This is a genomic window from Streptomyces sp. CAI-85 (assembly GCF_013363615.1).
Lineage (GTDB): Bacteria > Actinomycetota > Actinomycetes > Streptomycetales > Streptomycetaceae > Streptomyces > Streptomyces antibioticus_B.
Genome location: NZ_JAANNX010000003.1, coordinates 235,912 through 258,783, shown reverse-complemented (window position 1 = coordinate 258,783; position 22,872 = coordinate 235,912). Strand labels below are relative to the sequence as shown.

General features: G+C 72.2%; 24 protein-coding genes. 9 read left to right on the top strand and 15 right to left on the bottom strand.

Going from position 1 to position 22,872, the window contains the following annotated elements; translation table 11 throughout:
* Nucleotides 1–259: 259 nt before the first annotated feature.
* The 3 genes from G6W55_RS06725 to G6W55_RS06715 all read right to left on the bottom strand — a co-directional run bounded on the left by G6W55_RS06725 (nt 260) and on the right by G6W55_RS06715 (nt 2,869).
* Nucleotides 260–1,303 (bottom strand): NUDIX hydrolase, encoded by a 1,044-nt coding sequence (locus tag G6W55_RS06725; RefSeq protein WP_175519858.1) that lies wholly within the window; start codon nt 1,301–1,303, stop codon nt 260–262.
* A 152-nt stretch (nt 1,304–1,455) separates the two neighbouring features.
* Nucleotides 1,456–1,650 (bottom strand): hypothetical protein, encoded by a 195-nt coding sequence (locus tag G6W55_RS06720; protein WP_030787004.1) that lies wholly within the window; start codon nt 1,648–1,650, stop codon nt 1,456–1,458.
* Nucleotides 1,651–1,924: 274 nt separating this feature from the next.
* Entirely contained in the window at nt 1,925–2,869 is a 945-nt protein-coding gene (locus G6W55_RS06715; RefSeq protein WP_175519857.1) for an ROK family protein, read from the bottom strand.
* Nucleotides 2,870–3,077: 208 nt separating this feature from the next.
* Between G6W55_RS06715 and G6W55_RS06710 the strand changes: the two genes are divergently transcribed.
* The 3 genes from G6W55_RS06710 to G6W55_RS06700 all read left to right on the top strand — a co-directional run bounded on the left by G6W55_RS06710 (nt 3,078) and on the right by G6W55_RS06700 (nt 5,362).
* The gene (locus tag G6W55_RS06710) at nt 3,078–4,142 is read left to right on the top strand and encodes a LacI family DNA-binding transcriptional regulator (protein ID WP_309243649.1); all 1,065 of its coding nucleotides are present in this window, start codon (nt 3,078–3,080) and stop codon (nt 4,140–4,142) included.
* A gap of 6 nt (nt 4,143–4,148) precedes the next feature.
* Nucleotides 4,149–4,886 carry a hypothetical protein gene (locus tag G6W55_RS06705; RefSeq protein ID WP_175519855.1) on the top strand — a complete coding sequence of 246 codons (738 nt, stop codon included), beginning with the start codon at nt 4,149–4,151 and terminating at the stop codon, nt 4,884–4,886.
* Between the two features lie 86 nt (nt 4,887–4,972).
* The gene (locus G6W55_RS06700; RefSeq protein WP_175519854.1) at nt 4,973–5,362 is read left to right on the top strand and encodes a VOC family protein; all 390 of its coding nucleotides are present in this window, start codon (nt 4,973–4,975) and stop codon (nt 5,360–5,362) included.
* Nucleotides 5,363–5,382: 20 nt separating this feature from the next.
* Here the strand turns inward: G6W55_RS06700 and G6W55_RS06695 are convergent, their stop codons facing one another.
* Nucleotides 5,383–6,693, bottom strand: coding sequence for a DUF6986 family protein (locus G6W55_RS06695; protein WP_175519853.1), 1,311 nt, complete (start codon nt 6,691–6,693; stop codon nt 5,383–5,385).
* 219 nt (nt 6,694–6,912) lie between these two features.
* Here G6W55_RS06695 and G6W55_RS06690 point away from each other — a divergent pair, with 219 nt between their 5' ends.
* Complete coding sequence (locus tag G6W55_RS06690) at nt 6,913–7,824, top strand: endonuclease/exonuclease/phosphatase family protein (RefSeq protein WP_175519852.1); 912 nt, start codon at nt 6,913–6,915, stop codon at nt 7,822–7,824.
* 80 nt (nt 7,825–7,904) lie between these two features.
* On the opposite strand, the gene G6W55_RS06685 is transcribed toward G6W55_RS06690, so the two are convergent.
* From G6W55_RS06685 to G6W55_RS06670, 4 genes are all read right to left on the bottom strand, one after another.
* Nucleotides 7,905–8,867 carry an electron transfer flavoprotein subunit alpha/FixB family protein gene (locus G6W55_RS06685; protein ID WP_030786980.1) on the bottom strand — a complete coding sequence of 321 codons (963 nt, stop codon included), beginning with the start codon at nt 8,865–8,867 and terminating at the stop codon, nt 7,905–7,907.
* 54 nt (nt 8,868–8,921) lie between these two features.
* Nucleotides 8,922–9,710 (bottom strand): electron transfer flavoprotein subunit beta/FixA family protein, encoded by a 789-nt coding sequence (locus G6W55_RS06680; RefSeq protein WP_030786977.1) that lies wholly within the window; start codon nt 9,708–9,710, stop codon nt 8,922–8,924.
* 217 nt (nt 9,711–9,927) lie between these two features.
* The gene (locus tag G6W55_RS06675; RefSeq protein WP_175519851.1) at nt 9,928–10,437 is read right to left on the bottom strand and encodes a flavin reductase family protein; all 510 of its coding nucleotides are present in this window, start codon (nt 10,435–10,437) and stop codon (nt 9,928–9,930) included.
* Between the two features lie 208 nt (nt 10,438–10,645).
* The gene (locus G6W55_RS06670) at nt 10,646–11,059 is read right to left on the bottom strand and encodes a thioredoxin family protein (RefSeq protein WP_175519850.1); all 414 of its coding nucleotides are present in this window, start codon (nt 11,057–11,059) and stop codon (nt 10,646–10,648) included.
* A 75-nt stretch (nt 11,060–11,134) separates the two neighbouring features.
* Here G6W55_RS06670 and G6W55_RS06665 point away from each other — a divergent pair, with 75 nt between their 5' ends.
* Both G6W55_RS06665 and G6W55_RS06660 read left to right on the top strand, forming a co-directional pair.
* On the top strand, nt 11,135–11,551 hold the full coding sequence (locus tag G6W55_RS06665; RefSeq protein ID WP_175519849.1) for a DUF4395 domain-containing protein: 417 nt from the start codon (nt 11,135–11,137) through the stop codon (nt 11,549–11,551).
* 187 nt (nt 11,552–11,738) lie between these two features.
* Nucleotides 11,739–12,467: a 1-acyl-sn-glycerol-3-phosphate acyltransferase gene (locus G6W55_RS06660; protein WP_175519848.1), complete on the top strand. Its 729-nt coding sequence runs from the start codon at nt 11,739–11,741 to the stop codon at nt 12,465–12,467.
* Nucleotides 12,468–13,686: 1,219 nt separating this feature from the next.
* Here the strand turns inward: G6W55_RS06660 and G6W55_RS06655 are convergent.
* The 4 genes from G6W55_RS06655 to G6W55_RS06640 all read right to left on the bottom strand — a co-directional run bounded on the left by G6W55_RS06655 (nt 13,687) and on the right by G6W55_RS06640 (nt 17,596).
* Nucleotides 13,687–14,262, bottom strand: coding sequence for a transglutaminase domain-containing protein (locus G6W55_RS06655; protein ID WP_175519847.1), 576 nt, complete (start codon nt 14,260–14,262; stop codon nt 13,687–13,689).
* 87 nt (nt 14,263–14,349) lie between these two features.
* Nucleotides 14,350–15,420 (bottom strand): low specificity L-threonine aldolase, encoded by a 1,071-nt coding sequence (locus tag G6W55_RS06650; protein ID WP_175519846.1) that lies wholly within the window; start codon nt 15,418–15,420, stop codon nt 14,350–14,352.
* Complete coding sequence (locus tag G6W55_RS06645) at nt 15,417–16,163, bottom strand: SDR family oxidoreductase (RefSeq protein WP_030786961.1); 747 nt, start codon at nt 16,161–16,163, stop codon at nt 15,417–15,419. Before G6W55_RS06645 ends, G6W55_RS06650 begins: the two co-directional genes overlap by 4 nt.
* Nucleotides 16,164–16,198: 35 nt before the next feature.
* Entirely contained in the window at nt 16,199–17,596 is a 1,398-nt protein-coding gene (locus tag G6W55_RS06640; protein WP_175519845.1) for a DUF6421 family protein, read from the bottom strand.
* 254 nt (nt 17,597–17,850) lie between these two features.
* On the opposite strand from G6W55_RS06640, the gene G6W55_RS06635 reads away from it, so the two are divergent.
* Nucleotides 17,851–18,522: a glycerophosphodiester phosphodiesterase family protein gene (locus G6W55_RS06635; RefSeq protein WP_175519844.1), complete on the top strand. Its 672-nt coding sequence runs from the start codon at nt 17,851–17,853 to the stop codon at nt 18,520–18,522.
* 46 nt (nt 18,523–18,568) lie between these two features.
* Here the strand turns inward: G6W55_RS06635 and G6W55_RS06630 are convergent, their stop codons facing one another.
* Nucleotides 18,569–19,117: a GNAT family N-acetyltransferase gene (locus G6W55_RS06630; RefSeq protein WP_175519843.1), complete on the bottom strand. Its 549-nt coding sequence runs from the start codon at nt 19,115–19,117 to the stop codon at nt 18,569–18,571.
* An 83-nt stretch (nt 19,118–19,200) separates the two neighbouring features.
* Between G6W55_RS06630 and G6W55_RS06625 the strand changes: the two genes are divergently transcribed.
* Together G6W55_RS06625 and G6W55_RS06620 are read left to right on the top strand one after the other, a co-directional pair.
* A complete protein-coding gene (locus G6W55_RS06625) occupies nt 19,201–19,599 on the top strand; it encodes a VOC family protein (protein ID WP_175519842.1) in 399 nt (132 codons plus the stop codon).
* A gap of 121 nt (nt 19,600–19,720) precedes the next feature.
* Nucleotides 19,721–20,515: a VOC family protein gene (locus G6W55_RS06620; RefSeq protein WP_175519841.1), complete on the top strand. Its 795-nt coding sequence runs from the start codon at nt 19,721–19,723 to the stop codon at nt 20,513–20,515.
* 35 nt (nt 20,516–20,550) lie between these two features.
* On the opposite strand, the gene G6W55_RS06615 is transcribed toward G6W55_RS06620, so the two are convergent.
* Nucleotides 20,551–21,165, bottom strand: coding sequence for a MarR family winged helix-turn-helix transcriptional regulator (locus tag G6W55_RS06615; RefSeq protein WP_175519840.1), 615 nt, complete (start codon nt 21,163–21,165; stop codon nt 20,551–20,553).
* A complete protein-coding gene (locus tag G6W55_RS06610) occupies nt 21,162–22,829 on the bottom strand; it encodes an FUSC family protein (RefSeq protein ID WP_175519839.1) in 1,668 nt (555 codons plus the stop codon). The genes G6W55_RS06615 and G6W55_RS06610 overlap by 4 nt, the downstream gene beginning before the upstream one ends.
* Nucleotides 22,830–22,872 lie beyond the last annotated feature (43 nt).

Here is a 22,872-nt window from a genome sequence, read left to right as displayed (position 1 = left end):
GCACGCGCGCGTGTTCTGCGTTGCCGACAGGCAAGCGGCCGACCAAGCCCCCCCGGGGAACCCCGCCCCGCGCGCTGCGGCCACAAAGCCGTGCGGGGAGCGGCGCCCGCGCAGGCGGAAGGCCGATGTCTGTACGGACTGGTTCCGTGCGGGCCGGTGCAGATAGGTGGCCTACCCCGCGCGCGCAGCGCCCAGGTCGCCGACGGTCGGTCGACGTCCAGCCAGGCGCAGGTCGGTGCCGGTGCGAGCCGGTCGGCGGTCAGCCGACCGGTACCCCCGCCTCCAGGTACAGCGCCGCGCCGCGTTCCCGTGCGCGGAGGGCCCAGCGGAGGCGTTCGTAGCGGACCGGGGGGAGCAGGCCCGCCGCCTCCTCCTCCGTGGCGAAGCGCCAGCCGCGCAGTTCGGGGCCGGGCAGCAGCAGTTCCTCGGCGTCGGCGGAATCGAGGCGTCCGCCGTCGAAGAGGAGGCGCAGGCCGCCGTATCCGGGTGGCAGGGGCCGTTCCCAGTCGACGACGAGCAGCCGGGGTACGTCGGTCAGGCGGATCCCGGTCTCCTCCTGGACCTCGCGCATCCCCGCGCGCGCGGGAGCCTCACCGGGTTCCACGACCCCGCCCGGGAACTCCCAGCCCGGCTTGTAGGTCGGGTCGACCAGCAGCACGCGGTCCTGTTCGTCGAAGAGCAGCACCCCGGCGGCCAGTGTCTCGGCGGTGGGCTCCGGGGTCTGCACGATCTCGCAGACCGGTGCGGCGCCGCTGCCGACGGCCTCGACGATCCGGGCGGCGGACTCGCTCGGGGTGAGAGGCCCGGTGTCGATGAGATGCGCGTCTGCGGTGAGCCAGGAGGCCAGCGCGGCCCGGTAGGGCTCGATGTGGTCGTAGGACCACTGGCGGATCCGTATCTCGCCGTCGGGGAGTTCGGGCGGTATCTCGCGGTCGGCTATCCGCTCCCGCAAAATCGTTTCAGCCGGGGCGAGAAGCACATGGCGGACCGGGATACGGCGGGCGGCGAGACCGCCGAAGATCTCGTCCCGGTACTCCTGGCGGAGCAGGGTCATGGGGACGACGAGGGTGCCGCCGACCTCGTTGAGCAGGGCGGCGGCGGTGTCGATCACGAGCCGGCGCCAGATCGGCAGGTCCTGGAGGTCACCGACCTCGGCGAGGTGCTTGGGCGGCAGCAGGTGCGGAAGCGCCGCGCCGATGACCTCGGGGTCGAAGAGCGTGCTGTTCGGGAGCAGGTCGATCAGTTCCCGTGCGGTGGTGGTCTTTCCCGCACCGAACGCGCCGTTGATCCAAACGACGGTCACGTTTCCCCCTCTTCTGTTGGCCCCCTGTGGCTTGCCCGCTCCACCCTGCCACGGAAACCAGTTCGCGTTCAGGTCACATGAACGCCGTGGCGCCGGTGCCCCTGTCCCACGGGGCACCGGCGCCGATGTCCGCTGTGTGCCGGCGTGCGGCGTCAGGCGCCCTGGCCGAGCGCGTCGTCCTCGACGGCCAGGCTGTCGCTGGCGACCGTGTGGTCCAGCTCGCTGAGGGCGTCACCGACGTTCAGACGATCGAGGTCCTCGGCACCGAGACCGTGCGAGGGGGTGATCGCCGCGACGACAAACCCGGTGGCGAGGGAGGCGATGGCGAGCATGCTGCGCTTCTTCATACCCGCCCCAACTGCCGGACGGCCCCGGGGGTCACGCGTTTCCCTCCGGAGGCGGAGTCGTGGCCCGGAGCGAACGCCCTGCCGACCGGAAGGCCCTGAAGCAGGACCCGGCCGGGCGGTTACGGCGGCAGCAGCCCACGTGGGGCCCGGGCGTCCGGCCCACGCCGGTGGGCCACATCTTCGCCGAGGCCCCCCGAAGCGTCCCGGTTCACACGTGAACGCCGCCCGCAGCCCCCGCCCCGCCCCACCGGAACGTTCCTTCAGAACCCGCCCCTCATACCCCCGCCGCCGCCACCCCCGCCAGCGCCGCCGCTGCCGCCCCCACGAGGCCCGCGTCCGTGCCCATGCGGGCCGGGGCCACCGTCAGGGGGCGGACGAAGGAGAGGGTGGCGTAGTCGCCGAGGTAGCGGCGCAGCGGGGTGAAGAGGATCTCGCCCGCCTTGCCGACGCCGCCGCCGATCACCGCGATGTCGATCTCGACAAGGGTCGCCGTGGCCGCGATGCCCGCGGCGAGGGCCTGGGCGGCGCGGTCGAAGGAGGCCCGCGCGACCGGGTCGCCGGTACGGGCCGCGGCGGCGACCGCGGCCGCGGAGGTGTCGCCGTCGGGGCCGGGCACCCAGCCGTTCTCCAGGGCCCGCCTGGCTATGTTGGGCCCGCTGGCGATGCGCTCGACGCAGCCGCGCGCACCGCACGGACAGGGGTCGCCGTCCAGATCGACGCTGATGTGACCGATGTGGCCGGCGTTGCCCGTGGGGCCCGTGTGCAGCCGGCCCCCCAGGACCAGACCTCCGCCCACCCCGGTGGAGACGACCATGCACAGGGCGTTGTCATGGCCGCGCGCGGCGCCCTGCCAGTGCTCGGCCGCGGTGATCGCCACGCCGTCGCCGATCAGCTCGACCGGCAGGTTCCCGGCCGCCGCCCGCACCCGGTCGACCAGCGGATAGTCGCGCCAGCCGGGCACGTTCACCGGGCTGACCGTGCCCCGGGAGGCGTCCACCGGGCCCGCGCTGCCGATGCCGAGGGCGTAGGCCCGCGGCCACAGCGGTGACGAGGTCAGCTCGGCCAGCACCTCCTCGACGGCCCGCATGACGGTCTCGCCGTTCTCCCGCGCGGGCGTCGGCCGCTGGGCGCGCACCAGGATCGTGCCGTCGCCGCTCACCAGCGCCCCGGCGATCTTGGTGCCGCCGATGTCGAGCGCGGCCACGAGGTCGGTCTGCATCAAGGTCTCGGTTCTCCCCGTCAACCATGGAAAAGGCCCGGCCGGTGCAGCGCTGGGGGACGCGTGGCCGGAGATGGCGTTGGACAGTGTCCCCCGACTCTGACAACGTTGTCCAGGCTCTATGCTCGACGCCACATCCTCATACAACCCCAGGGACCCGCGCATCCCCTCGCAACATTTTGTGGAAGAGGCGTGGCCGGAGCCTCCCGTGGACGACAGGACAGGACACCGCACCGTGCCCGAGACGCCCCGCCGCCCCGACAGCCGTTACGGCAACCGTCCCACCATGAAGGACGTCGCCGCCCGTGCCGGAGTGGGACTCAAGACGGTCTCACGCGTGGTGAACGGCGAGCCGGGAGTCACCCCCGAGACCGAGCGGCGCGTCCAGGAGTCCATCGAGGCCCTCGGCTTCCGGCGCAACGACAGCGCCCGCGTCCTGCGCAAGGGCCGCACGTCGAGCGTCGGCCTGGTCCTGGAGGACCTCGCCGACCCGTTCTACGGCGCCCTGGGCCGCGCCGTGGAGGAGGTGGCCCGCGCGCACGGCACGCTGCTCATCAACGGCTCCAGCGCCGAGGACCCCGAGCGTGAGCAGGAGCTGGCGCTGGCGCTGTGCGCCCGCCGGGTGGACGGCCTGGTGGTGATCCCGGCCGGGGACGACCACCGCTATCTGGAACCGGAGATCAAGGCGGGCGTGGCCACGGTCTTCGTGGACCGTCCGGCCGGCCGTATCGAGGCCGACTGCGTCCTGTCGGACAACTTCGGCGGTGCCCGCGAGGGGGTCGCCCATCTGATCGCGCACGGCCACCGCCGGATCGGCTTCATCGGTGACATGCCGCGCATCCACACCGCCGCCGAGCGGCTGCGCGGCTACCGGACCGCGATGGAGGACGCCGGGATAGCGGTCGAGGACGCGTGGATGTCCCTGGGCGTCACCGACCCGCGGCGGGTGCGCCGGGCCGCCGAGGAGATGCTGGACCGACCCGATCCGGTCACGGCCGTCTTCTCGGGCAACAACCGGGTGACCGTCACGGTGATCCGGGTCCTCGCCGAGCGCGGCCGCCAGGTCGCCCTGGTGGGCTTCGACGACCTGGAGCTGGCCGACCTCCTCCAGCCGGGCGTCACCGTGGTCGCGCAGGACCCGGCGGCCCTGGGCCGGACGGCGGCGGAGCGGCTGTTCCGGCAGTTGGAGGGCGGTCCCGTCACCCCCGAGCGGATCGAACTCCCCACCCGGCTGATCGCCCGCGGCTCCGGCGAACTGCCCCCGGCGGACTGAGCCGCGATGGACGCACGGCACGCGCACCGCACCCTGGAGGCCCTGGGCCTGGCCGGGTCGCCCCGCGACCAGCCGCTGTCGTATCCCGGCGCCTGGCCCACGGAATCGGGGCTGCTCGACGGCGATCTGCTGCTCCCGCTGGATCGCCTCTCCTACCGTGACCGCACCCCGGTCCTGGCCGTCGGCTCCAACGCCAGCCCCGCCCAACTGCGGTACAAACTGGCCGTGTCGGGCGTGCGCTCGGCCGTCCCGATGGTGAAGTCCCGGGTCACCGGTGTCGAGGTCGGCGTCTCCGCACATGTGAGCCTCCTGGGGTACATGTCCGCCTCCCCCGTCGAAGCCCCGGGCAGGGAGCGGGAGTTGTTCGTCATCTGGCTGGACGACGCCCAACTCGCCGTCGTGGACGCCACGGAGCCGAACTACGACCGGGTCGCGCTGTCCGCGCCGCGGTTCAGGGTCGAGCTGGAGAACGGCGAGACACTCCCCGAGGTGTTCTCGTACGTGAATCGCCATGGCGTTCTGCACGACGGCACCGGGGCGCCGCGCGGCCATCCGGGGCAGCGGGCGCTGATCTCCGAACTCCTCGCGGGATCACCGGCGTTGCGGATCCTGTTCGGGGTGACCCCGGAGGAGTTCGTGGCCCGTGCGCGGGCCGACGCGGGGCTCTGCGACCGGGGCACGCGGCTGTTCGCGGAGGAGAAGATGGTGACGCGTTCCGGTCTCGAGGATCTGCGGTGTGGCTAAGATCCGGGTACGGCATCGCGTGTCGGTCACCGTCCGGGTGAGGCATGGAGGCGCCCGTGAGTTTGCCTTACGGAGGCATTCCACACATGTCCGTCGAACTGAATCACACCATCGTCCACTCCCGTGACAACCGGGAGTCCGCCGAGTTCCTGGCCCGTGTGCTGGGGCTCGAAGTCGGCACCGAATGGGGCCCGTTCGTCCCCGTGGACACCGCGAACGGCGTCACCCTGGACTTCGCCACCGTCCCCGCGGAGTCGATCGTCACCCAGCACTACGCGTTCCTCGTCTCCGACGACGAGTTCGACGCCGCCTTCGAGCGGATCACCGAGGCCGGGATCACGTACTTCGCGGATCCGCAGGGCCGGCAGCCTGGCGAGATCAACCATCATCACGGCGGCCGGGGCCTGTACTTCCTGGACCCGGCCGGGCACGGGATGGAGATCATCACCCGTCCGTACACCTTCCCCGCGCGGTAACCCCGCACAGGGACCGGCGCTCATCGCGCCGTAGCCGTCAGATCACCTCGCCGGGGTGCCGTGTAGCCCTCCAGGGCCGTCCGGGTCAGCCCGGTCGCCCCGGTCACCTCGGCGAGGTCGAGGGCGCCGCAGTCCAGGCCGCGCAGCAGATGGCCGCTGAGCGCCTTGGCGGTGGCCGGTTCGTCCATCACGTCGCCGCCGGTCCGGTTCGCGTACCGCGCGAGGCGCTCGGCGGCCGCGGCGAAGCTCTCCCGGTAGAAGGCGAAGACGGCCGCGTAGCGAGTCGGGAGATGGCCGGGGTGCATGTCCCAGCCCTGGTAGTAGGCGCGGGCCAGGGCGCGCCGGGTGAGGCCGTAGTGCAGCCGCCAGGCGTCGTGGACCCGCTCGGCGGGGCCGACGGGCAGCACGTTCGTGGAGCCGTCCGAGACGCGTACGCCGGTGCCGGCCGCGGCGACCTGCATGACCGCCTTGGCGTGGTCGGCGGCCGGGTGGTCGCTCGCCTGGTAGGCAGCGGAGACGCCGAGGCAGGCGCTGTAGTCGAAGGTGCCGTAGTGCAGTCCGGTGGCCCGGCCCTCGGCGGCCTGGATCATCCGGGCGACGGTGGCGGTGCCGTCGGTGGCCAGGATGGCCTGGCTGGTCTCGATCTGGATCTCGAAGCCGAGCCGGCCGGCCTCCAGCCCGCGCGCCTTCTCGAAGGCTTCGAGGAGGCGGACCATGGCGGTGACCTGCTCGGGGTAGGTCACCTTGGGCAGCGTCAGCAGCAGTCCGCCGGGCAGGCCGCCGTGCTCCAGCAGGCCGGTGAGGAAGATGTCGAGGGTGCGGATGCCCCGGTCGCGCACCGCGGCCTCCATGCACTTCATGCGGATGCCCGTGTACGGGGGCGCGGTGCCGCGCGCGTGCGCCTCGGCGACCAGGCGGGCCGCGCGGGCGGCGGTCTCGTCCTCCTCGGCGTCCGGGCGGGGGCCGTAGCCGTCCTCGAAGTCGACGCGCAGGTCCTCCACGGGTTCGCGCTCCAGCTTGGCGCGCACGCGCGTGTACACGGGCTCGGCGAGGTCGTCGGAGAGGCCGAGGACGGCGGCGAAGGAGGCGGCGTCGGGCGCGTGTTCGTCGAGCGCGGCGAGGGCCCGGTCGCCCCAGGAGCGGACCGTGTCGGCGGCGAGGAGGTCACCGGGGACGTAGACGGTGTGGACGGGCTGGCGGGTACCGGGGTCGCCCGGGTAGCGGCGGGCGAGTTCGGCGTCGACGGGGGCGAGGGAGGCGCCGATCTCCTCGCCGACGGCGCCCGCGAGGCTCGTCGCGACCTTCTCCTGCCGGCCCTGACCCTGACCCATGCCGCGCCCTCCCGTTTCGCCCGCACCCGCACCAGGAATCAACATTTTGTTGAACACCTGGACCGAAGCTTGCCGTGGACCGTCCTGCGGGTCAACACCCCCTGTCCGGGCCGTGACCCGTGATGACCGCCGTGCTCGTTGTGATCACTCCCGCACCCCGTGCCCCTTCCGCACGGCCGTGCCCACCTCCATCCTGGCTCACGAGGCGAAGGGGGACACATGACCGGCAGTGCGGGGCCGACGCGGCGGACGGGGCTGAGGACGCTCGTGGCGGGCCTGGCCGCCGTACCGCTGCTCGGCACGGCCGCGGCGTCCCAGCCCCGCCACCAGGGCCTCGCGCCGCGCGGGACACCGCCGCGGGCGGCGCCGCTCCGCGTCATGACCTTCAACCTCCGGGTGCCCGCCGTCAGCGACCCCTGGCCGGTCCGCCGCCCCGTCATGCGCACCCTGCTGCGCCGGGCGGCGCCGCACGTCATCGGCACCCAGGAGGGCCAGTTCACCCAGTTGCGGAACGTGTGGGGCGACCTCGGACCGCACTACGACTGGATCGGCACGCCCGGCAGCGGCAACGAGGAGTCGACCGCCGTCTACTACGACGTCCGCCGGCTGGACGCCGTCGAGCACGACGTGTTCCGGCTCTCCGACACGCCCACCGTGCCCGGCTCCGAGACCTGGGGCGGGGCCTATCCCCGGCTGGTCACCCGGGTCCGCTTCCGCGACCGGCTGGACGGCGGACGGGAGTTCCACGTCCTCAACACCCATCTGGACCATCGCAGCGCGTACGCACGCGCGCGTGGCGCCGCCCTGATCGCCGAGCGGATCCGCGGCCTCGGACCGGCTCTGCCGGTCCTGCTGACCGGCGACTTCAACGCGGCCGCGCACGCCAGTCCGGCCTACGACACGCTGCTGGCCTGCGGACTCGTGGACACCTGGGACACGGCGGCGCGCCGGGGGCCGGCCTACGGGACCTTCCACGGGTACCAGCCGCTGCGGGCCGACGGGGAGCGGATCGACTGGATCCTGGCGACCCCGGGTGTCACCGTGCACCGGTCGTGGGCCGACACGTTCGCCGCGGCCGGGCAGTACCCGAGCGACCATCTGCCGGTACTGGCGTCGCTGACCCTGCCCTGAGCCCTGTCGGTCTGGCCCGGGACGGACCGAGACCCCCGTGACCGGTGCGGTCACGGGGGCCTCGTACAGCCTGGCGGCGATCAGCCCTTGCGGGTCTTGATCTCCTCGGTGAGCTGCGGGACGACGTCGAACAGGTCGCCGACGACGCCGTAGTCGACCAGGTCGAAGATCGGGGCCTCGGCGTCCTTGTTGACGGCCACGATGGTCTTCGAGGTCTGCATGCCGGCGCGGTGCTGGATGGCGCCGGAGATGCCGTTGGCGATGTAGAGCTGCGGCGAGACGGACTTGCCGGTCTGGCCGACCTGGTTGGTGTGCGGGTACCAGCCCGCGTCCACCGCGGCGCGGGAGGCGCCGACGGCCGCGCCGAGGGAGTCGGCGAGGGCCTCGATGATCGCGAAGTTCTCCGCGCCGTTGACGCCACGGCCGCCGGAGACGACGATCGCGGCCTCGGTCAGCTCCGGACGGCCGGTCGACTCACGGGCCGTGCGGCCGGTGACCTTGGTGCCGGTGGCCTGGGCGGAGAAGGTCACCGCGAGGGCCTCGACCGCACCGGCGGCCGGGGCGGCCTCGACCGCCGCGCTGTTGGGCTTGACGGTGATGACCGGAGTGCCGGTGGAGACCCGGGACTTGGTGGTGAAGGACGCGGCGAACACCGACTGGGTGGCCACCGGGCCCTCGTCGCCGGCCTCGAGGTCGACGGCGTCGGTGATGATGCCGGAACCGATGCGCAGCGCCAGCCGGGCGGCGACCTCCTTGCCCTCCGCGGAGGACGGCACGAGGACGGCGGCCGGGGAGACGGCCTCGACGGCGGCCTGGAGCGCGTCCACCTTCGGTACGACGAGGTAGTCGGCGTACTCGGACGCGTCGTGGGTGAGGACCTTCACGGCGCCGTGCTCGGCGAGCGTGGCGGCGGTGTTCTCGGCACCGGCGCCGAGGGCGACGGCGACGGGCTCGCCGATGCGGCGGGCGAGGGTCAGCAGCTCGAGGGTCGGCTTGCGGACGGCACCGTCCACGTGGTCGACGTAGACGAGGACTTCAGCCATGGGATTGCTCTCCTGCGAAACGAAGTTGAGGGGCGGCGGTGGGCGTGTCGAGCCTTAGATGAACTTCTGGCTCGCGAGGTACTCGGCGAGCTGCTTGCCGCCCTCGCCCTCGTCCTTGACGATCGTGCCGGCGGTGCGGGCCGGGCGCTCGTTCGCGACGTCGACCGCGGTCCAGGAGCCCTCCAGGCCGACCTGCTCCGCCTCGATGTCGAGGTCGGACAGGTCCCAGGACTCCACCGGCTTCTTCTTGGCGGCCATGATGCCCTTGAAGGACGGGTAACGCGCCTCGCCCGACTGGTCGGTGACCGACACGACGGCCGGCAGGGCGGCCTCGAGCTGCTCGGAGGCGGCGTCGCCGTCCCGGCGGCCCTTGACCGTGCCGTCCTCGACGGAGACCTCGGACAGCAGGGTGACCTGCGGGACGCCCAGGCGCTCGGCCAGCAGGGCGGGGACCACGCCGGCGGTGCCGTCGGTGGAGGCCATGCCGGAGATGACCAGGTCGTAGCCGGCCTTCTCGATGGCCTTGGCCAGCACCAGGGAGGTGCCGATGACGTCGGTGCCGTGCAGGTCGTCGTCCTCGACGTGGATCGCCTTGTCGGCGCCCATGGACAGCGCCTTGCGCAGGGCGTCCTTGGCGTCCTCGGGGCCCACCGTCAGAACGGTGATCTCCACGTCGTCGTCGGAGTTCTCGGAGATCTGCAACGCCTGCTCGACGGCGTATTCGTCGAGCTCGGAGAGCAGACCGTCCACGTCGTCCCGGTCGACGGTCAGGTCATCGGCGAAGTGCCGGTCGCCAGTGGCGTCGGGCACGTACTTCACAGTGACAACGATCCTCAAGCTCACGCCGGCTCTCCTACTGCATCGTCAGTTCTCGGCTGCCTTTCTCCAGGCAGCATAGGCGCCACAAGCGGCCGATCCCGATCGGGGCGACCCGCGCTCCGAACGAAATATTACTCGTCAGTACACCCAGTTCCTGCCCGCTAAGCAAGCGCTTTGAACTGTGACGTCTGCAACGCAGCGTAATCGGAACTCGACGTCCTCGCAGGCGCAGGGGCAGTGATCAATCCCGCAGCGCGGTGAAGCGGCCTTGGTGGTAGAGCAGCGGACGGCCCGCGCCCGCCGGGTCGCCGAGGACGACCTCGGCCAGGACGATGCGGTGGTCACCGGCCGGGACCCGGGCCACGATCCGGCAGACCAGCCAGGCAAGGACGTCGTCCAGGACCGGCACGCCGTGCGGTCCCTCCCGCCAGACGGTGGGGGCGCCGAAGCGGTCCGCTCCGCTGCGGGCGAACGTGGCGGCGAGGTCGCGCTGATGCTCGCCGAGCAGGTGGACGCCCACATGCTCGGCGCGGGATATCGCGGGCCAACTGGAGGCGCCGGTGCCGATGCCGAAGGAGAGCATCGGCGGTTCGGCGGAGACCGAGGTGAGGGAGGTGGCGGTGAAACCGGCAGGTCCGCCCGCGCCGGACGCGGTGATCACGGCGACACCGGCCGCGTGCCGGCGGAAGACGGAGCGCAGGAGGTCGGGGGAGGCGAGCTGAGCGGTGCGGAGATCGGGCGTGGCCGTCATGGAGTTGTCCTTCTGCGGGAAACGGGGTGCCGGTCCGTGGGTGCTCAACCGCCCGGACAGCGCGCGCTCGCGGTACGGGCCAGGTCGATGTGGACCCGTCCGTGGAGAAGGAGTTCCTCAGGCATACGGTCAGGCTGACGATAGATGGCGGGCGCAGTCAAGTACGTCCCGGAATGCGGGAGCCGCCGCACCGTGCCCCGACGGGCCGTCACACCGCCTCGCCCAGCGCCGCGATGACGTCCGCCCTGCGGGGCTGTCCGGTGGCCCGCCGGACCACCCAGCCGCCGGCGTCCAGCACCAGGACGGTGGGGGTCTTGAGGATGTCCAGCTCGCGCACCAGGTCGAGGTGTTCCTCGGCGTCGATCTCGATGTGCGCGACACCGGGGACCATCACGGCCACCTCGCCGAGAATGCGTCGGGTGGCGCGGCAGGGCGCGCAGAAGGCGCTGGAGAACTGCACGAGCGTGGCCCGCTCCCCCAGGTCGCCGCCGAGCCGGGCGGCGTCGAGCCGCTTTCCGTCGTCACGCCCGCGCACCCGGACCCTCCCGCTCCGCCGCCGATGCAGCACTCCGAAGGCGCTCGCGGCGGCGAGCACCAGCACACACACCACCAGTCCTGTCATCTACGGCTCCAGCGTTCACGAGACTGCAAAGATTCCCGGGCCCAGGAATCGTTTCCGCTGCGGAATGCTTGATTCATGGACATCGATGCGAGAGGCCCCCGGTTCGGGGCCGCCGTGACGACCGTAGTGCTCGCGGTCGTCCTGGTCACGGGCAGTGCCTGGCTGCTGGCCTGGCAGACGCTGGCGTTCGCGCTCGGCGCGGCGGGCGGGGTGGGGCGCTCGCCGTACGGCTGGGTGTTCCGCAGGGCGGTGCGGCCGCGGCTCGGGCCGCCGACGGTCTTCGAGGCGCCGGAACCGCCGCGGTTCGCGCAGGCGGTGGGGCTCGCGTTCGCGGTGCTCGGGCTGGTCGGGTTCGTGCTGGGGCCGCAGTGGCTGGGGCTCGCCGCGACCGGGGCGGCGCTGGCGGCGGCCTTCCTCAATGCCGCTTTCGGGTACTGCCTGGGGTGCGAGTTGTACCTGCTCGTGCGGCGGGTGACGGTACGCGCGGAGTAAAGGCGGCTTAAAAGCCCGAGGTGGATCAAGGGGGTCACGTGACGAGGATCTCGTCGCCATGGGGCACCAGGGCTGGCCCCCCGGCCGTTCTTCGGGCACGATCTGCGACATGCCGTAAACCTACGGCTGCGTAACTTTGCCCGCGGGGGTATTCCTTTCCGGGCAAGAGGAAGGGTTCGCCCCGCCCATGGCAGAGCTTGTCTACCGTCCCGTCGTCGGCCTCGCCCAGACCTTGTTCAAGGCCTGGGACCTCAAGATCGACTGCCAGGGGTCGGAGAACATCCCGCGCTCGGGCGGAGCCGTGCTGGTGAGCAATCACATCAGCTACCTCGACTTCATCTTCAACGGTCTCGCGGCCCTCCCGCAGAAACGTCTCGTTCGGTTCATGGCGAAGGAGTCCGTGTTCCGCCACCGGATCTCCGGTCCGCTGATGCGCGGGATGAAGCACATCCCGGTCGACCGCGAGCAGGGCGAGACGGCCTACCAGCACGCGCTGGACTCGCTGCGGTCCGGCGAGATCGTGGGCGTCTTCCCCGAGGCGACGATCTCGCAGTCCTTCACGCTGAAGAGCTTCAAGTCGGGCGCGGCCCGGATGGCCCAGGAGGCGGGCGTCCCGCTGATCCCGATGGCCGTCTGGGGCACGCAGCGGCTGTGGACCAAGGGCCACCCGCGCAACTTCAAGCGCAGCCACACCCCGATCACCATCCGGGTCGGCGAGGCGCTGGAGGCGTCTCGCGACAAGTACGCGGGCGCCCTGACCCGCCAGCTCCGCGAACGCGTCCAGGAACTCCTGGAGGCCGCCCAGCGCGCGTACCCGGTCCGCCCCAAGGACGCCACCGACACCTGGTGGATGCCGGCCCACCTCGGCGGCACGGCCCCGACCCCGGAACAGGTACGGGCGGCGGAGGCGCGCTGAAGTTGTTCGCAGGGGGCGCGCCCTGACGGCGTGAGGCTCCCCCGGCCGGGCGGGCAGGACGGCGACCGGCCGGCCGACGCCACCGGCGGCTCGACGCCGTGCCGCCCGGCGAGGCCCATGGCAGGCCGCATGCCCCGGCGCGGGGCGCGTCGGGCCGACAGGTCTCCCGGCACCTCCGTCGGCGGCTTTCTGTCTGAGGGCAACCCCGGCCGACGGCCGTCCGGCCCCGTGAGCGGCACAGCAGCACCGGCCCCGGAACAGGTACGGGCGGCGGAGGCGCGCTGAGGTTGTTCGCAAGGGGCGCGCCCTGACGGCGTGACACTCCCCCGGCCGGGCGGGCAGAACGGCGACCGGGCCGGCCGACGCCACCGGCGGCTCGACGCCGTGCCGCCCGGCAAGGCCCATGGCAGGCCGCACGCCCCGGCTCGGGCGCGTCGGGCGACACGTCTCCCGGCGCCTCCGTCGGTGACTGTCTGTATGAGGGCACCCCCGGCCGACAGCGTCGCCGGACCGGCCCGCCGCCCGAAAGGCCGGGCGCCACCGACGGCCGTCCGGCCACGTGAGCGACATGGGGCCGAACCCGGTCGGGTAGGCGTGGCCCGGGCCCGCCCCCGCTGACGAACCTGCCATCCGGTGGACCTGGCGGTGTGGGCACGGGCCCCCTTATTTCCGGCGAGAGCCGGGAGAGCGCGCACCGTACGCCCTTTGCCGAGGACAGTCGCCGACAGACCTCTGCGCCAGGACGCGACCCGGAGCAAGCTGACGCGAAACGGCGCGCCACCGGCGCAGGGCGCCGCGCACTGCCGTCGATGGCGCCCCGGCCCGCACGAGAGCCGCAGAGGCACACAGCACCTCCGGGCGGCGCACCGCCGATCCCCGCCCGCACAGGAACCTCCCCGGCTGCGGCCCACCGACGACCGCCCTGCGGCGAGCCCGGGGCAGGGTGCCGCCGCGACCGGGCGGCCTGGGCTCCCGCGCCGGTGCGCCGCTTCCGGCAGCGCCTTGACGTCACCGGCCGTCCGGCCACGTGAGCACCACGGCACCGGCCCCCGTCGCGTGCGCGCGGCCGAATCCGCCGACTCTTGTCGTCCGACGGGTCCCAGGAGGTGTGCCGCGTCATGGAGCGCGGCGGGCAGAACGGCCACGGTCACGCGCCGCCGACCGCGTGACGGAGGCCCGTCGCCCACCCCGGCCACCGGCCACCCGTCGGCCGCCAAGCTCATACCAGCGCCGTCGGCAAGCTGCTCCACAACTGGTCGCGGTCGGAAGCCGACTTGAGGGCCGAGAGGATCGCCGGGGGTGGGGTCGCGTAGAGGATCGGGTCGTCCTCTTCGCCCGCCTCCGAGTCGGGTACGAAGGCCAGTTGTTCGCCCGTCAGGGAGAACTGGGCGTTCACGCCGGGCTTGTTGCCTCGGGGGTCCTGGCGGTGCCAGGCGCCGTTGAAGCGGACGGCGATCAGACCGTGGAGGACGTCGAAGCGCTGGTAGCAGAGCGCCGTGGGGATGTCCTCGGCCCGCAGCAGCGCGGCCAGCGCGTGGGCCTTGGCGTAGCAGATGCCCGTGGTCTGCTCCAGGACGTCGGAGGCCCGCCAGGTCACGCGCGGATCGCCGGCGTCCTGGGAGTGGGGGATGACATCGCGGACGTACTCGAAGGCGAGTCGCGCATAGGCATACGAGTCGGAGGCGTTCGAGGCGAGGCGGGCGGCCGTGGCGCGGACGACCGGGTGGTGATGGTCTATGACCTCGTCAGCGGCCAAGTAGGCGGACAGGTCCGGGTTCTGCTGGATCAGCTCCATGGGCTCAGAGCATAGAAATGCGATCACCCAGGAGTCAATGAATTTCCGCGTGACCGCATATCTATGCACAACGCCAGAGTGCACGCGCTAGCGCGCCATCTCCTCCTTCAGCGCCGCGACGAACAGGTCCACGTCCTCCTCGGTCGTGTCGTACGCGCACATCCAGCGCACGTCACCCGCCGCCTCGTCCCAGAAGTAGAAGCGGAACCGCTTCTGGAGCCGCAGGCTCACCTCGTGCGGCAGGCGCGCGAAGACGCCGTTCGCCTGCACCGGGTGAAGGATCTCCACGCCGTGCACCGCGCGGGCGCCCTCGGCAAGCCGCTGGGCCATCTCGTTGGCGTGCCGGGCGTTGCGCAGCCACAGGTCCTTGGCGAGCAGCGCCTCCAACTGCACGGAGACGAACCGCATCTTGGAGGCGAGCTGCATGGACAGCTTGCGCAGATGCTTCATCCGCCGCACCGCGTCCTGGTTGATGACGACGACCGCCTCGCCGAACAGGGCGCCGTTCTTCGTGCCGCCCAGCGAGAGGATGTCGACGCCGACCGCGTTGGTGAACGTCCGCATCGGAACGTTCAGCGAGGCCGCCGCGTTGGCTATCCGGGAGCCGTCGAGGTGGACCTTCAGACCGTGCGCGTGCGCGTGGTCGCAGATCGCGCGGATCTCGTCGGGCGTGTAGAGGGTGCCCAGCTCGGTGCTCTGGGTGATCGACACGACCTGCGGCATCGCCCGGTGCTCGTCCTCGAAGCCCCACGCCTGCCGGTCGATCAGCTCGGGCGTGAGCTTGCCGTCCGGGGTCGGCACGGTGAGCAGCTTCAGCCCGCCCATGCGCTCGGGCGCGCCGCCCTCGTCCACGTTGATGTGGGCGCTCTCGGCGCAGATCACCGCGCCCCAGCGGTCGGTGACCGCCTGGAGCGCGACGACATTGGCGCCGGTGCCGTTGAAGACCGGGAACGCCTCCGCCGTGGGGCCGAAGTGGCTGCGGATGATCCCCTGGAGATGCTCGGTGTAGTCGTCCTCGCCGTACGCCACCTGATGGCCGCCGTTGGCCAGGGCCAGGGCGGCCATCACCTCCGGGTGGGCCCCGGCGTAGTTGTCGCTGGCGAAACCGCGGACCTCGGGGTCGTGGTGGCGACGCGCGTCGGTCTTCGGAGGATTCACGGCTTCTCGGTAAGCCACAGACGCTGTCCGTTCACTTCGGATGCGGGCTTGTCCCAGACACCGGTGATGGCCTCGGCCAGGTCCTTGACGTCCGTGAAGCCCGCGAACTTCGCGTTGGGCCGGTCGGCGCGCATCGCCTCGTGCACCAACGCCTTCACCACCAGGATCGCAGCCGCGGAGGTCGGCCCCTCGGCGCCCCCGGCCTTGCGGAAGGCGTCGGCGAGCGCGAGGGTCCACGCCTCGGCGGCGGCCTTGGCGGCGGCGTACGCGGCGTTGCCCGCGCTGGGGTTGGTGGCGCCAGCGGCGCTGATCAGCACGTACCGGCCGCGGTCGCTGCGCTGGAGGGCCTCGAAGAAGGCGAGCGACGTGTGCTGCACGGTCTTGACGAGCAGCAGCTCCAGGAAGTCCCAGTCGTCCAGGCTGGTCTTGATGAACGTCTCGCTGCCCCGCCAGCCGCCGACGAGGTGGACGACGCCGTCGACCCGGCCGTACTCCTTCTCGACGCGGTGCGCCCAGTCCCGGGTGGAGTCCAGGTCGAGCAGGTCGACCGGCTCGCCGGTGACGGTGGCGCCGCCGGCGCCGTAGCGGGCCGCGTCGACGGCCTCCGCCAGGCGCTCGGGGTCGTTGTCCGCGCCGACGACGGTGGCGCCCGCCTCGGCGAGCCTGAGCAGTGCCGCCCGGCCGGCGGGTCCGCCCGCGCCGGCCACCGCGATCACCGCACCGTTGAGAGCCCCGTTCCCCATCCTTGCCTCCTGCTGAGCGGTGTTCGTACGGTCGCTCACGCGGCGACCCGGTCGGCGCTGTCCGCCGTGATGCCCTTCGTGGAGGCGATCACGTTCTTGAGCTTCTTGGACAGGGCCTCATAGAACATGCTCAGCGGAAACTCGTCCGGAAGCACGTCATCGACGAGTTTCCGCGGCGGCAGGGACAGGTCGAGGGCGTCGGGACCCTTGGCCCACTTGGAGCCCGGGTGCGGGGAGAGATAGGTGGAGACCAGCTCGTAGCCGGCGAACCAGTGGACCAGCTTCGGGCGGTCGATGCCGTCGCGGTAGAGCGTCTCGATCTCGGCGCAGAGCTGGTTGGTGACCTGCGGGGCGCGCTGCCAGTCGATGAACAGCTTGTTGTCGGTCCAGCGGACGACGTCGTGCTTGTGCAGGTAGGCGAAGAGGAGCTGGCCGCCGAGACCGTCGTAGTTGCGCACGCGCTCGCCGGTGAGCGGGAAGCGGAACATCCGGTCGAAGAGGACCGCGTACTGCACGTCACGGGCCTGCGGGACGCCGTCGGCCTCCAGCTTCACGGCCTCCTTGAAGGCGGTGAGGTCGCAGCGCAGCTCCTCCAGGCCGTACATCCAGAACGGCTGGCGCTGCTTGATCATGAAGGGGTCGAACGGCAGGTCGCCGTGGCTGTGGGTGCGGTCGTGGACCATGTCCCACAGGACGAACGCCTCCTCGCAGCGCTTCTGGTCGTGGACCATGGCGGCGATGTCCTCGGGGAGCTGCATGCCCAGGATGCCGACGGCGGCGTCGGTGACGCGGCGGAAGCGGGCGGCTTCGCGGTCGCAGAAGATGCCACCCCAGGAGAAACGTTCCGGCGCCTCGCGGACGGCGATGGTCTCCGGGAAGAGCACGGCGGAGTTGGTGTCGTACCCGGCCGTGAAGTCCTCGAAGGTGATCCCGCAGAACAGCGGGTTGTCGTAGCGGGTGGCCTCCAGCTCGGCGAGCCACTCCGGCCACACCATGCGCAGCACGACGGCCTCGAGGTTGCGGTCGGGGTTGCCGTTCTGCGTGTACATCGGGAAGACGACCAGGTGCTGGAGGCCGTCGCGGCGGTCGGCGGCGGGCTGGAAGGCCAGCAGCGAGTCCAGGAAGTCCGGCACCTCGAAGCCGCCCTCGGCCCAGGTGCGCAGGTCGGCGACCAGGGCGCGGTGGTAGGCGTCGTCGTGCGGGAGCAGCGGGGACAGCTCCTCGACGGCCTCGATCACCGCGCGGACGGCCTGCTCGGCCTCCGCGCGCCCGGGCGCGCCGTCAGCCGTGAAGTCGATCGACCCGTCCTTGGACTGCCAGGGGCGGATCCGCTCCACGGCATCCTTGAGCACGGGCCAGGCCGGGTGCTCCACCACCCTGGTCATCGGAGGAACGTTCTCCCCCACAGCCGCCTGCACAAGAATTTCCGTCATGTCCCATCCTCCACGGGAGAACCTCGCGTATGGAGACCGTATACATACGGGGTTTCCTTCAGCAAGTGGAGGCCCGGGAAATTATCCTGCACGCCCGCAACTTCACCGCACTTTTTCCTGTTGGACATCGCAGGAGCGAGCGCTTCCGCTACCGGCTGCCCAGGGTGCGGCGACCTACACGTGTCCATGACCACCGGTGGCCGTTAGGCTGCGAGCTTCTCCCCCCACCGTCGACGACGGAAGCGAGCCCCGTCTTGAAGTTCCTCACCATCGGTCACCGCGGAGTCATGGGTGTCGAGCCCGAGAACACCCTGCGTTCCTTCGTCGCCGCCGAGCGGGCCGGCCTGGACGCGATCGAACTCGATCTGCATGTGAGCAGAGACGGTGCGCTGGTGGTCATGCACGATCCGGACGTCGATCGGACGACCGATGGGAGCGGTACCATCGCCGATCTCACGCTCGCGGAACTGCGTGCGCTGGACGCGGGACGCGGCGAGCGGGTGCCGGTGTTCGAGGAGGTCCTGGACGCGGTGACGCTGCCGCTCCAGGCCGAGATCAAGGACATCCAGGCGGCGCGGGTGCTCGCCGAGGTGATCCGGGAGCGGGATCTGGCGGACCGGGTCGAGGTGTCCTCCTTCCACGACGCGGCCGTCACCGAGATGTCCCGTCTGGTGCCCGGCATCCGCACCGCCCTGATCGGCAGCCGCTACGGCCTCGACATCGTGGACCGTGCCGTGGACGCGGGCGCGGCCACGGTCTGCCTGAACCTCCGCCGTCTGACCCTGGAGATCGTCGAGGAGGCCCGCAAGCGGGACCTCCGCATCATCGCGTGGGTCGTGAACACCCAGGAACAGCTCCGCCTGGTGCACACGCTGGAGCTGGACGGGGTGACGACGGACTATCCGGGGCTGGGCGAGCGGCCCTGACGGGAGTGGTGCCGCCCGCCCGGCGGCCGGACGCGTGGCGGCGCGACTACACCAGCGGCTTGACCAGCAGCTCGAAGCGGAGGTCCGTGCGCTGGGGGATGCCGAAGCGGTCGTCGCCGTAGGGGAAGGGGCTGGTGCGGCCCGTGCGGCGGTAGCCGCGGCGTTCGTACCAGGCGATGAGGTCCTCGCGTACGTCGATCACCGTCATGTGCATCTCGGCGACGCCCCAGGTCGCGCGGGCCTGGCGTTCGGCCTCCGCGATGACGAGCTTGCCGAGGCCCGCGCCCTGGAGGGTCGGGCTGACCGCGAACATGCCGAAGTAGGCGTGGTCGCCGCGGTGTTCGAGCTGGCAGCAGGCGACGGTCCGGCCGTCCCGCTCGACGACCAGCAGACGGCTGTCGGGCGACTTGATGACCTCCAGGACGCCCTCGGGGTCGGTCCGCTGGCCCTCCAGGATGTCCGCCTCCGTGGTCCAGCCGGCCCGGCTGCTGTCCCCCCGGTACGCCGACTCCACGAGCGCGACCAGGACGTCCACATCGGCGTCGGTGGCATCGCGGAAGGTGAGTCCGGACGCGGTGGTGGCGGCGGTCTCCATGAGGTGGCTCTCCGATTCTCGGGCACGGCTCGGGCAGGGACGAGCGTAACTCCCTCCCCCACGGGCCCCTAGGCTCGGGACGCATGGTGCATGTACTCAGCAGCAGGATCCTGCTCCGGCCCACCGACCCTGAGCGTTCCCGGCGTTTCTACGGCGATCAGCTCGGCCTGGCCGTGTACCGCGAGTTCGGTACGGGCCCGGATCGCGGGGTCGTCTACTTCCTCGGCGGCGGCTTCCTGGAGGTCTCGGGGCGTTCACCGGCACCGGCGGACACGGATCCCGCCGTCCGGCTGTGGCTCCAGGTCGCGGACGTCACCGCGGCCCACGAGGAGCTGCGGGCCGCCGGGGTCACCGTTGTGCGGCCGCCGGTGAAGGAGCCGTGGGGGCTGGTCGAGATGTGGATCGAGGATCCGGACGGCACCCCGATCGTGCTGGTGGAGGTGCCGGCGGACCATCCGATCCGGTACCGGCCGGGGATCTGACGCGGTCACGCCGAGGATGCCGCCGGGCGGGGCGGGGCATAGCGTGCTGAAAGGGGGTTCTTTCTCCGGAGCAAGGGGGCTCTTTCTCCGGAGCACCGGACGCTGGACCGGAAGGAACGCCATGAAGCCCGACGCGCCCGTGCCCGGCCGGCCCTGCTGGGTGGAGCTGGGCACCTCCGATCCGGACGCGGCGAAGCGGTTCTACACGGAGCTGTTCGGCTGGCGCCCGGAACGCGATCCCCGGCAGGAGGCCGGCGGCTACACCGTGGCGCACCTGGGCGAGGAGGCCGTCGCCGCGCTGGCCCCGCTCCACCAGGAGAGCCGGCCGTGCGCCTGGAACGTCTCCTTCGCGGTGTCGGACGCCGACGTGACCGCCCGGCTGCTGACCGAGGCCGGCGGCACCGTCCTGGTGGGCCCGATGGACGTGTTCGACCTGGGCCGTTTCGTCGTCGCCCTCGATCCGGGCGGCGCCGCGTTCCAGCTCTGGCAGGCGGTCTCCTTCCCCGGCGCCGGGCTGTTCGACGAACCGGGCTCGCTGGGCTGGGTGGAGCTGCTGACCCGCGATCCGGCACCGGCGGAGGCGTTCTACTCGATCGTGTTCGGCTGGACCGTCCGCTCCTCGGAGGACTACGTGCACTGGGGCGTCGGCGGCGTGGACTTCGGCGGCATGGTCAGGATGGACGAGAAGTACCCCCCGGAGGTCCCGCCGCACTGGCTGCCGTACTTCGTGGTGGCCGAACTGGACGCCTCCGTGGCGACCGCCCTGGACGCGGGCGCGACGGCGCTCATGGAACCCGCGAAGGCACCGGACGGCCCCCGGTTCGCGGTGCTGCGCGATCCGCAGGGGGCGGTCTTCGGCCTGTACGAACCGTGCGAGGAGGACGGGGAGAACGGGCAGAACGGGGCGGGCGAGTAGCCGGTCCGTCCCGTTCGCTCACGCCAACGGGCCCCTCAGGGCTGCCTCGTCCGCAGATGTCCCTCCAGACGGCTCAGCAACTCCCCCAGCAGATCGGCGAGTTCGTTCTGCCGGTCGTCGTCCAGGGGGGAAAGTACCGCGCCCTCGTAGGCCAGTTGCTCGGGCATGACGGCGTCGACCAGGTCCCGGCCCGCGTCCGTGAGCCGGAGGTGGGAGACGCGCCGGTCCCGGGTGTCGCCGCGTCGCTCCACCAGCCCGCGTTCGGTGAGCACCTTGAGGCGTTTGGTGACCGCGGCCCCGGAGGAGAAGGTCTCGCGGGCCAGTTCCCCGGGGGTCAGTTCGTGTCCGGTGCGCATGAGCGCGCCCAGCAGGTCGAACTCGGGCCGGCTCAGCCCCGCCCGCCGCAGCGGCGCGGACTCGGCCTGTTGCAGCAGGGCGGCACAGCGGTTCACCCGCCCGACGATCTCCATGGGCCCGGTGTCCAGCTCGGGCCGGACGACCCGCCACTGTCCTACGACACCGGCGACCGTGTCGCTCCGGCCCGCCGAGCCTTCCCCGGCTCCCGGGGATTCCGCGGCTCCCGGGGATTCCGCGGCGAGGTCGCCGTTCGTCCCGTCTCCGGCCGCCGGTCGTCCCTGCGTCGCCGTCATCGCCGTACGTCCTCCGCTCGCGCGTGGGTGGGGGCCAGGTGGAGTCCCTGGCGTCGTACCGTCGCCGCGAGCGTACGGTGTGCCGACTGCTCGGCCGTCACCACCCGCTCCTCGGGGAGTGCGCGCTGCCACCATTCGCCGGCGGCGGCCTCGGCGGTGGCCCGCAGATCGACCAGGGCGGCGGCGAGGCCGCGGCGGGCCTGCTCCAGCGCGGCGGGGGCGGGGTGCGGTGCCGCCAGGAGGCGCGCCGCCCGGTCCCGGGCCTCCTCCACGGCCGTCAGGGCGTGTCCGAGACGGTCCCCGGCGCGGCGGTTGGTGACGGCGATCGCGGCGACGAATCCGACCGCCGCGCCGACGAGGGTGTCCACGACCCGTTCCGTGATCAGCCGGCCCGAGTCCTGGTACTGGGCGAACTCCGTGATGAGCAGCGCCATGGGGGTCACGCAGACGCTGCCGAGCCAGTAGTTGCGGCTGATCAACGCCTCCGCGCCGAAGTTCAGCGCGAGGCAGACCAGCACGAGCGCCACCTGGTGGACCCGGGTGAGCGGGACGAGCGCCGCGAAGACGAGGACGCCGGCGAGATTGCCGACGACGCGCTGGACGGCGCGGTTCCAGGTGAGGGTGACGTTCGCCTGGTAGAGGGAGGCGGCGGTCACCAGGGCCCAGTACGGGCGGCCGACGCCCAGCGCGAGGGAGGCGTATCCGGCGAGGGCGCAGCCGAGGGCGGTGCGTACGGCGATGGGGGCGAGCGGGCCGAGACGGCGCCGGAGCGGGGCCCGGCCGACGGCCCGTTCGGCTTCGGCGCCGGCCAGCTCGTCGTCGTCCAGGTGGTCGTCGTCCAGGTGGTCGTCGGGGCGCGGGAGCGGCGCGGTGCCGCGCAGGTCGCGGGCCCAGGCGCGGAGCCGGACGGGGTCGCTCTCGGCGGGGGCGGCGAGCGCGACCTCGGCACGGATCAGGAGCCGTTCGAGGGCGCGGCGCGTGGTGTCGCCGTGGGCCGACATCACCGTCTGCCAGGCGGCGTGGACGGCGGCGGCCGCGGCGGTGCGGGAGTGGGGGTGGGGGTGGGCGGTGTGTGAGTCCGAGGGGGCCTGGTCGGCGTACGCCGCCGCCAGGGTGAGGGCGTGGGCGGTGGCGCGGCGCTCCGGGCCGTGCGGGCGCAGCAGGCCCGGCGCCATGCAGACGAGCCAGGCCCAGGCGCCCGCACCGAGGGCGAGCGCCACATGGCCGGGGACCTGTCCGAGGGTCCCCGGCAGGAAGAGCGAGGCGGAGCTGATGAAGGCGAGGATGACATTGGCCGGCGGGCCGAGCCGGGTCGCGTCGCACAGCACCTTCTGCGCCGCCGCCAGCAGCGCGCCGACGGTGACGAGGACGACGGCGCTGTCGGTGAAGGAGGCCGCGACCAGCGCGACGGCCAGACCTCCGGTCATGCCGAGCACCACCCAGGCCAGGACCCGGGCGCGGGCCGCGTAGGGACGGTTGTGGGCGTACAGGGCGCACAGGGACCCGGCCATCGTGTACACCGCCAGGTCCAGTCGGCCGAGGGCCAGCAGGAGCAGGTTCGGCAGGGCGACGGCGACGACCACGCTGAGGGCCGGCTTGAACCAGATGTCGGAGGGACGATCGAGGCGCAGCACGTCGGCGAGGGGGAGGCGGGGTCGGGGCATGCCTATTAATTTAGCATGTGTTTTACTCGTGAAACAACTCTGC

Excerpts from the sequence above, each read along its gene's own strand:
- G6W55_RS06690 (WP_175519852.1), top strand. The coding sequence starts at position 6,913 with ATGACCGGCAGTGCGGGGCCGACGCGGCGGACGGGGCTGAGGACGCTC.
- G6W55_RS06640 (WP_175519845.1), bottom strand. The coding sequence starts at position 17,596 with ATGACGGAAATTCTTGTGCAGGCGGCTGTGGGGGAGAACGTTCCTCCG.
- G6W55_RS06700 (WP_175519854.1), top strand. The coding sequence starts at position 4,973 with ATGTCCGTCGAACTGAATCACACCATCGTCCACTCCCGTGACAACCGG.
- G6W55_RS06655 (WP_175519847.1), bottom strand. The coding sequence starts at position 14,262 with ATGGAGCTGATCCAGCAGAACCCGGACCTGTCCGCCTACTTGGCCGCT.
- G6W55_RS06685 (WP_030786980.1), bottom strand. The coding sequence starts at position 8,867 with ATGGCTGAAGTCCTCGTCTACGTCGACCACGTGGACGGTGCCGTCCGC.
- G6W55_RS06665 (WP_175519849.1), top strand. The coding sequence starts at position 11,135 with ATGGACATCGATGCGAGAGGCCCCCGGTTCGGGGCCGCCGTGACGACC.
- G6W55_RS06630 (WP_175519843.1), bottom strand. The coding sequence starts at position 19,117 with ATGGAGACCGCCGCCACCACCGCGTCCGGACTCACCTTCCGCGATGCC.
- G6W55_RS06670 (WP_175519850.1), bottom strand. The coding sequence starts at position 11,059 with ATGACAGGACTGGTGGTGTGTGTGCTGGTGCTCGCCGCCGCGAGCGCC.
- G6W55_RS06715 (WP_175519857.1), bottom strand. The coding sequence starts at position 2,869 with ATGCAGACCGACCTCGTGGCCGCGCTCGACATCGGCGGCACCAAGATC.
- G6W55_RS06615 (WP_175519840.1), bottom strand. The coding sequence starts at position 21,165 with ATGACGGCGACGCAGGGACGACCGGCGGCCGGAGACGGGACGAACGGC.
- G6W55_RS06705 (WP_175519855.1), top strand. The coding sequence starts at position 4,149 with ATGGACGCACGGCACGCGCACCGCACCCTGGAGGCCCTGGGCCTGGCC.
- G6W55_RS06675 (WP_175519851.1), bottom strand. The coding sequence starts at position 10,437 with ATGACGGCCACGCCCGATCTCCGCACCGCTCAGCTCGCCTCCCCCGAC.
- G6W55_RS06645 (WP_030786961.1), bottom strand. The coding sequence starts at position 16,163 with ATGGGGAACGGGGCTCTCAACGGTGCGGTGATCGCGGTGGCCGGCGCG.
- G6W55_RS06610 (WP_175519839.1), bottom strand. The coding sequence starts at position 22,829 with ATGCCCCGACCCCGCCTCCCCCTCGCCGACGTGCTGCGCCTCGATCGT.
- G6W55_RS06625 (WP_175519842.1), top strand. The coding sequence starts at position 19,201 with ATGGTGCATGTACTCAGCAGCAGGATCCTGCTCCGGCCCACCGACCCT.
- G6W55_RS06720 (WP_030787004.1), bottom strand. The coding sequence starts at position 1,650 with ATGAAGAAGCGCAGCATGCTCGCCATCGCCTCCCTCGCCACCGGGTTT.
- G6W55_RS06660 (WP_175519848.1), top strand. The coding sequence starts at position 11,739 with ATGGCAGAGCTTGTCTACCGTCCCGTCGTCGGCCTCGCCCAGACCTTG.
- G6W55_RS06620 (WP_175519841.1), top strand. The coding sequence starts at position 19,721 with ATGAAGCCCGACGCGCCCGTGCCCGGCCGGCCCTGCTGGGTGGAGCTG.
- G6W55_RS06695 (WP_175519853.1), bottom strand. The coding sequence starts at position 6,693 with ATGGGTCAGGGTCAGGGCCGGCAGGAGAAGGTCGCGACGAGCCTCGCG.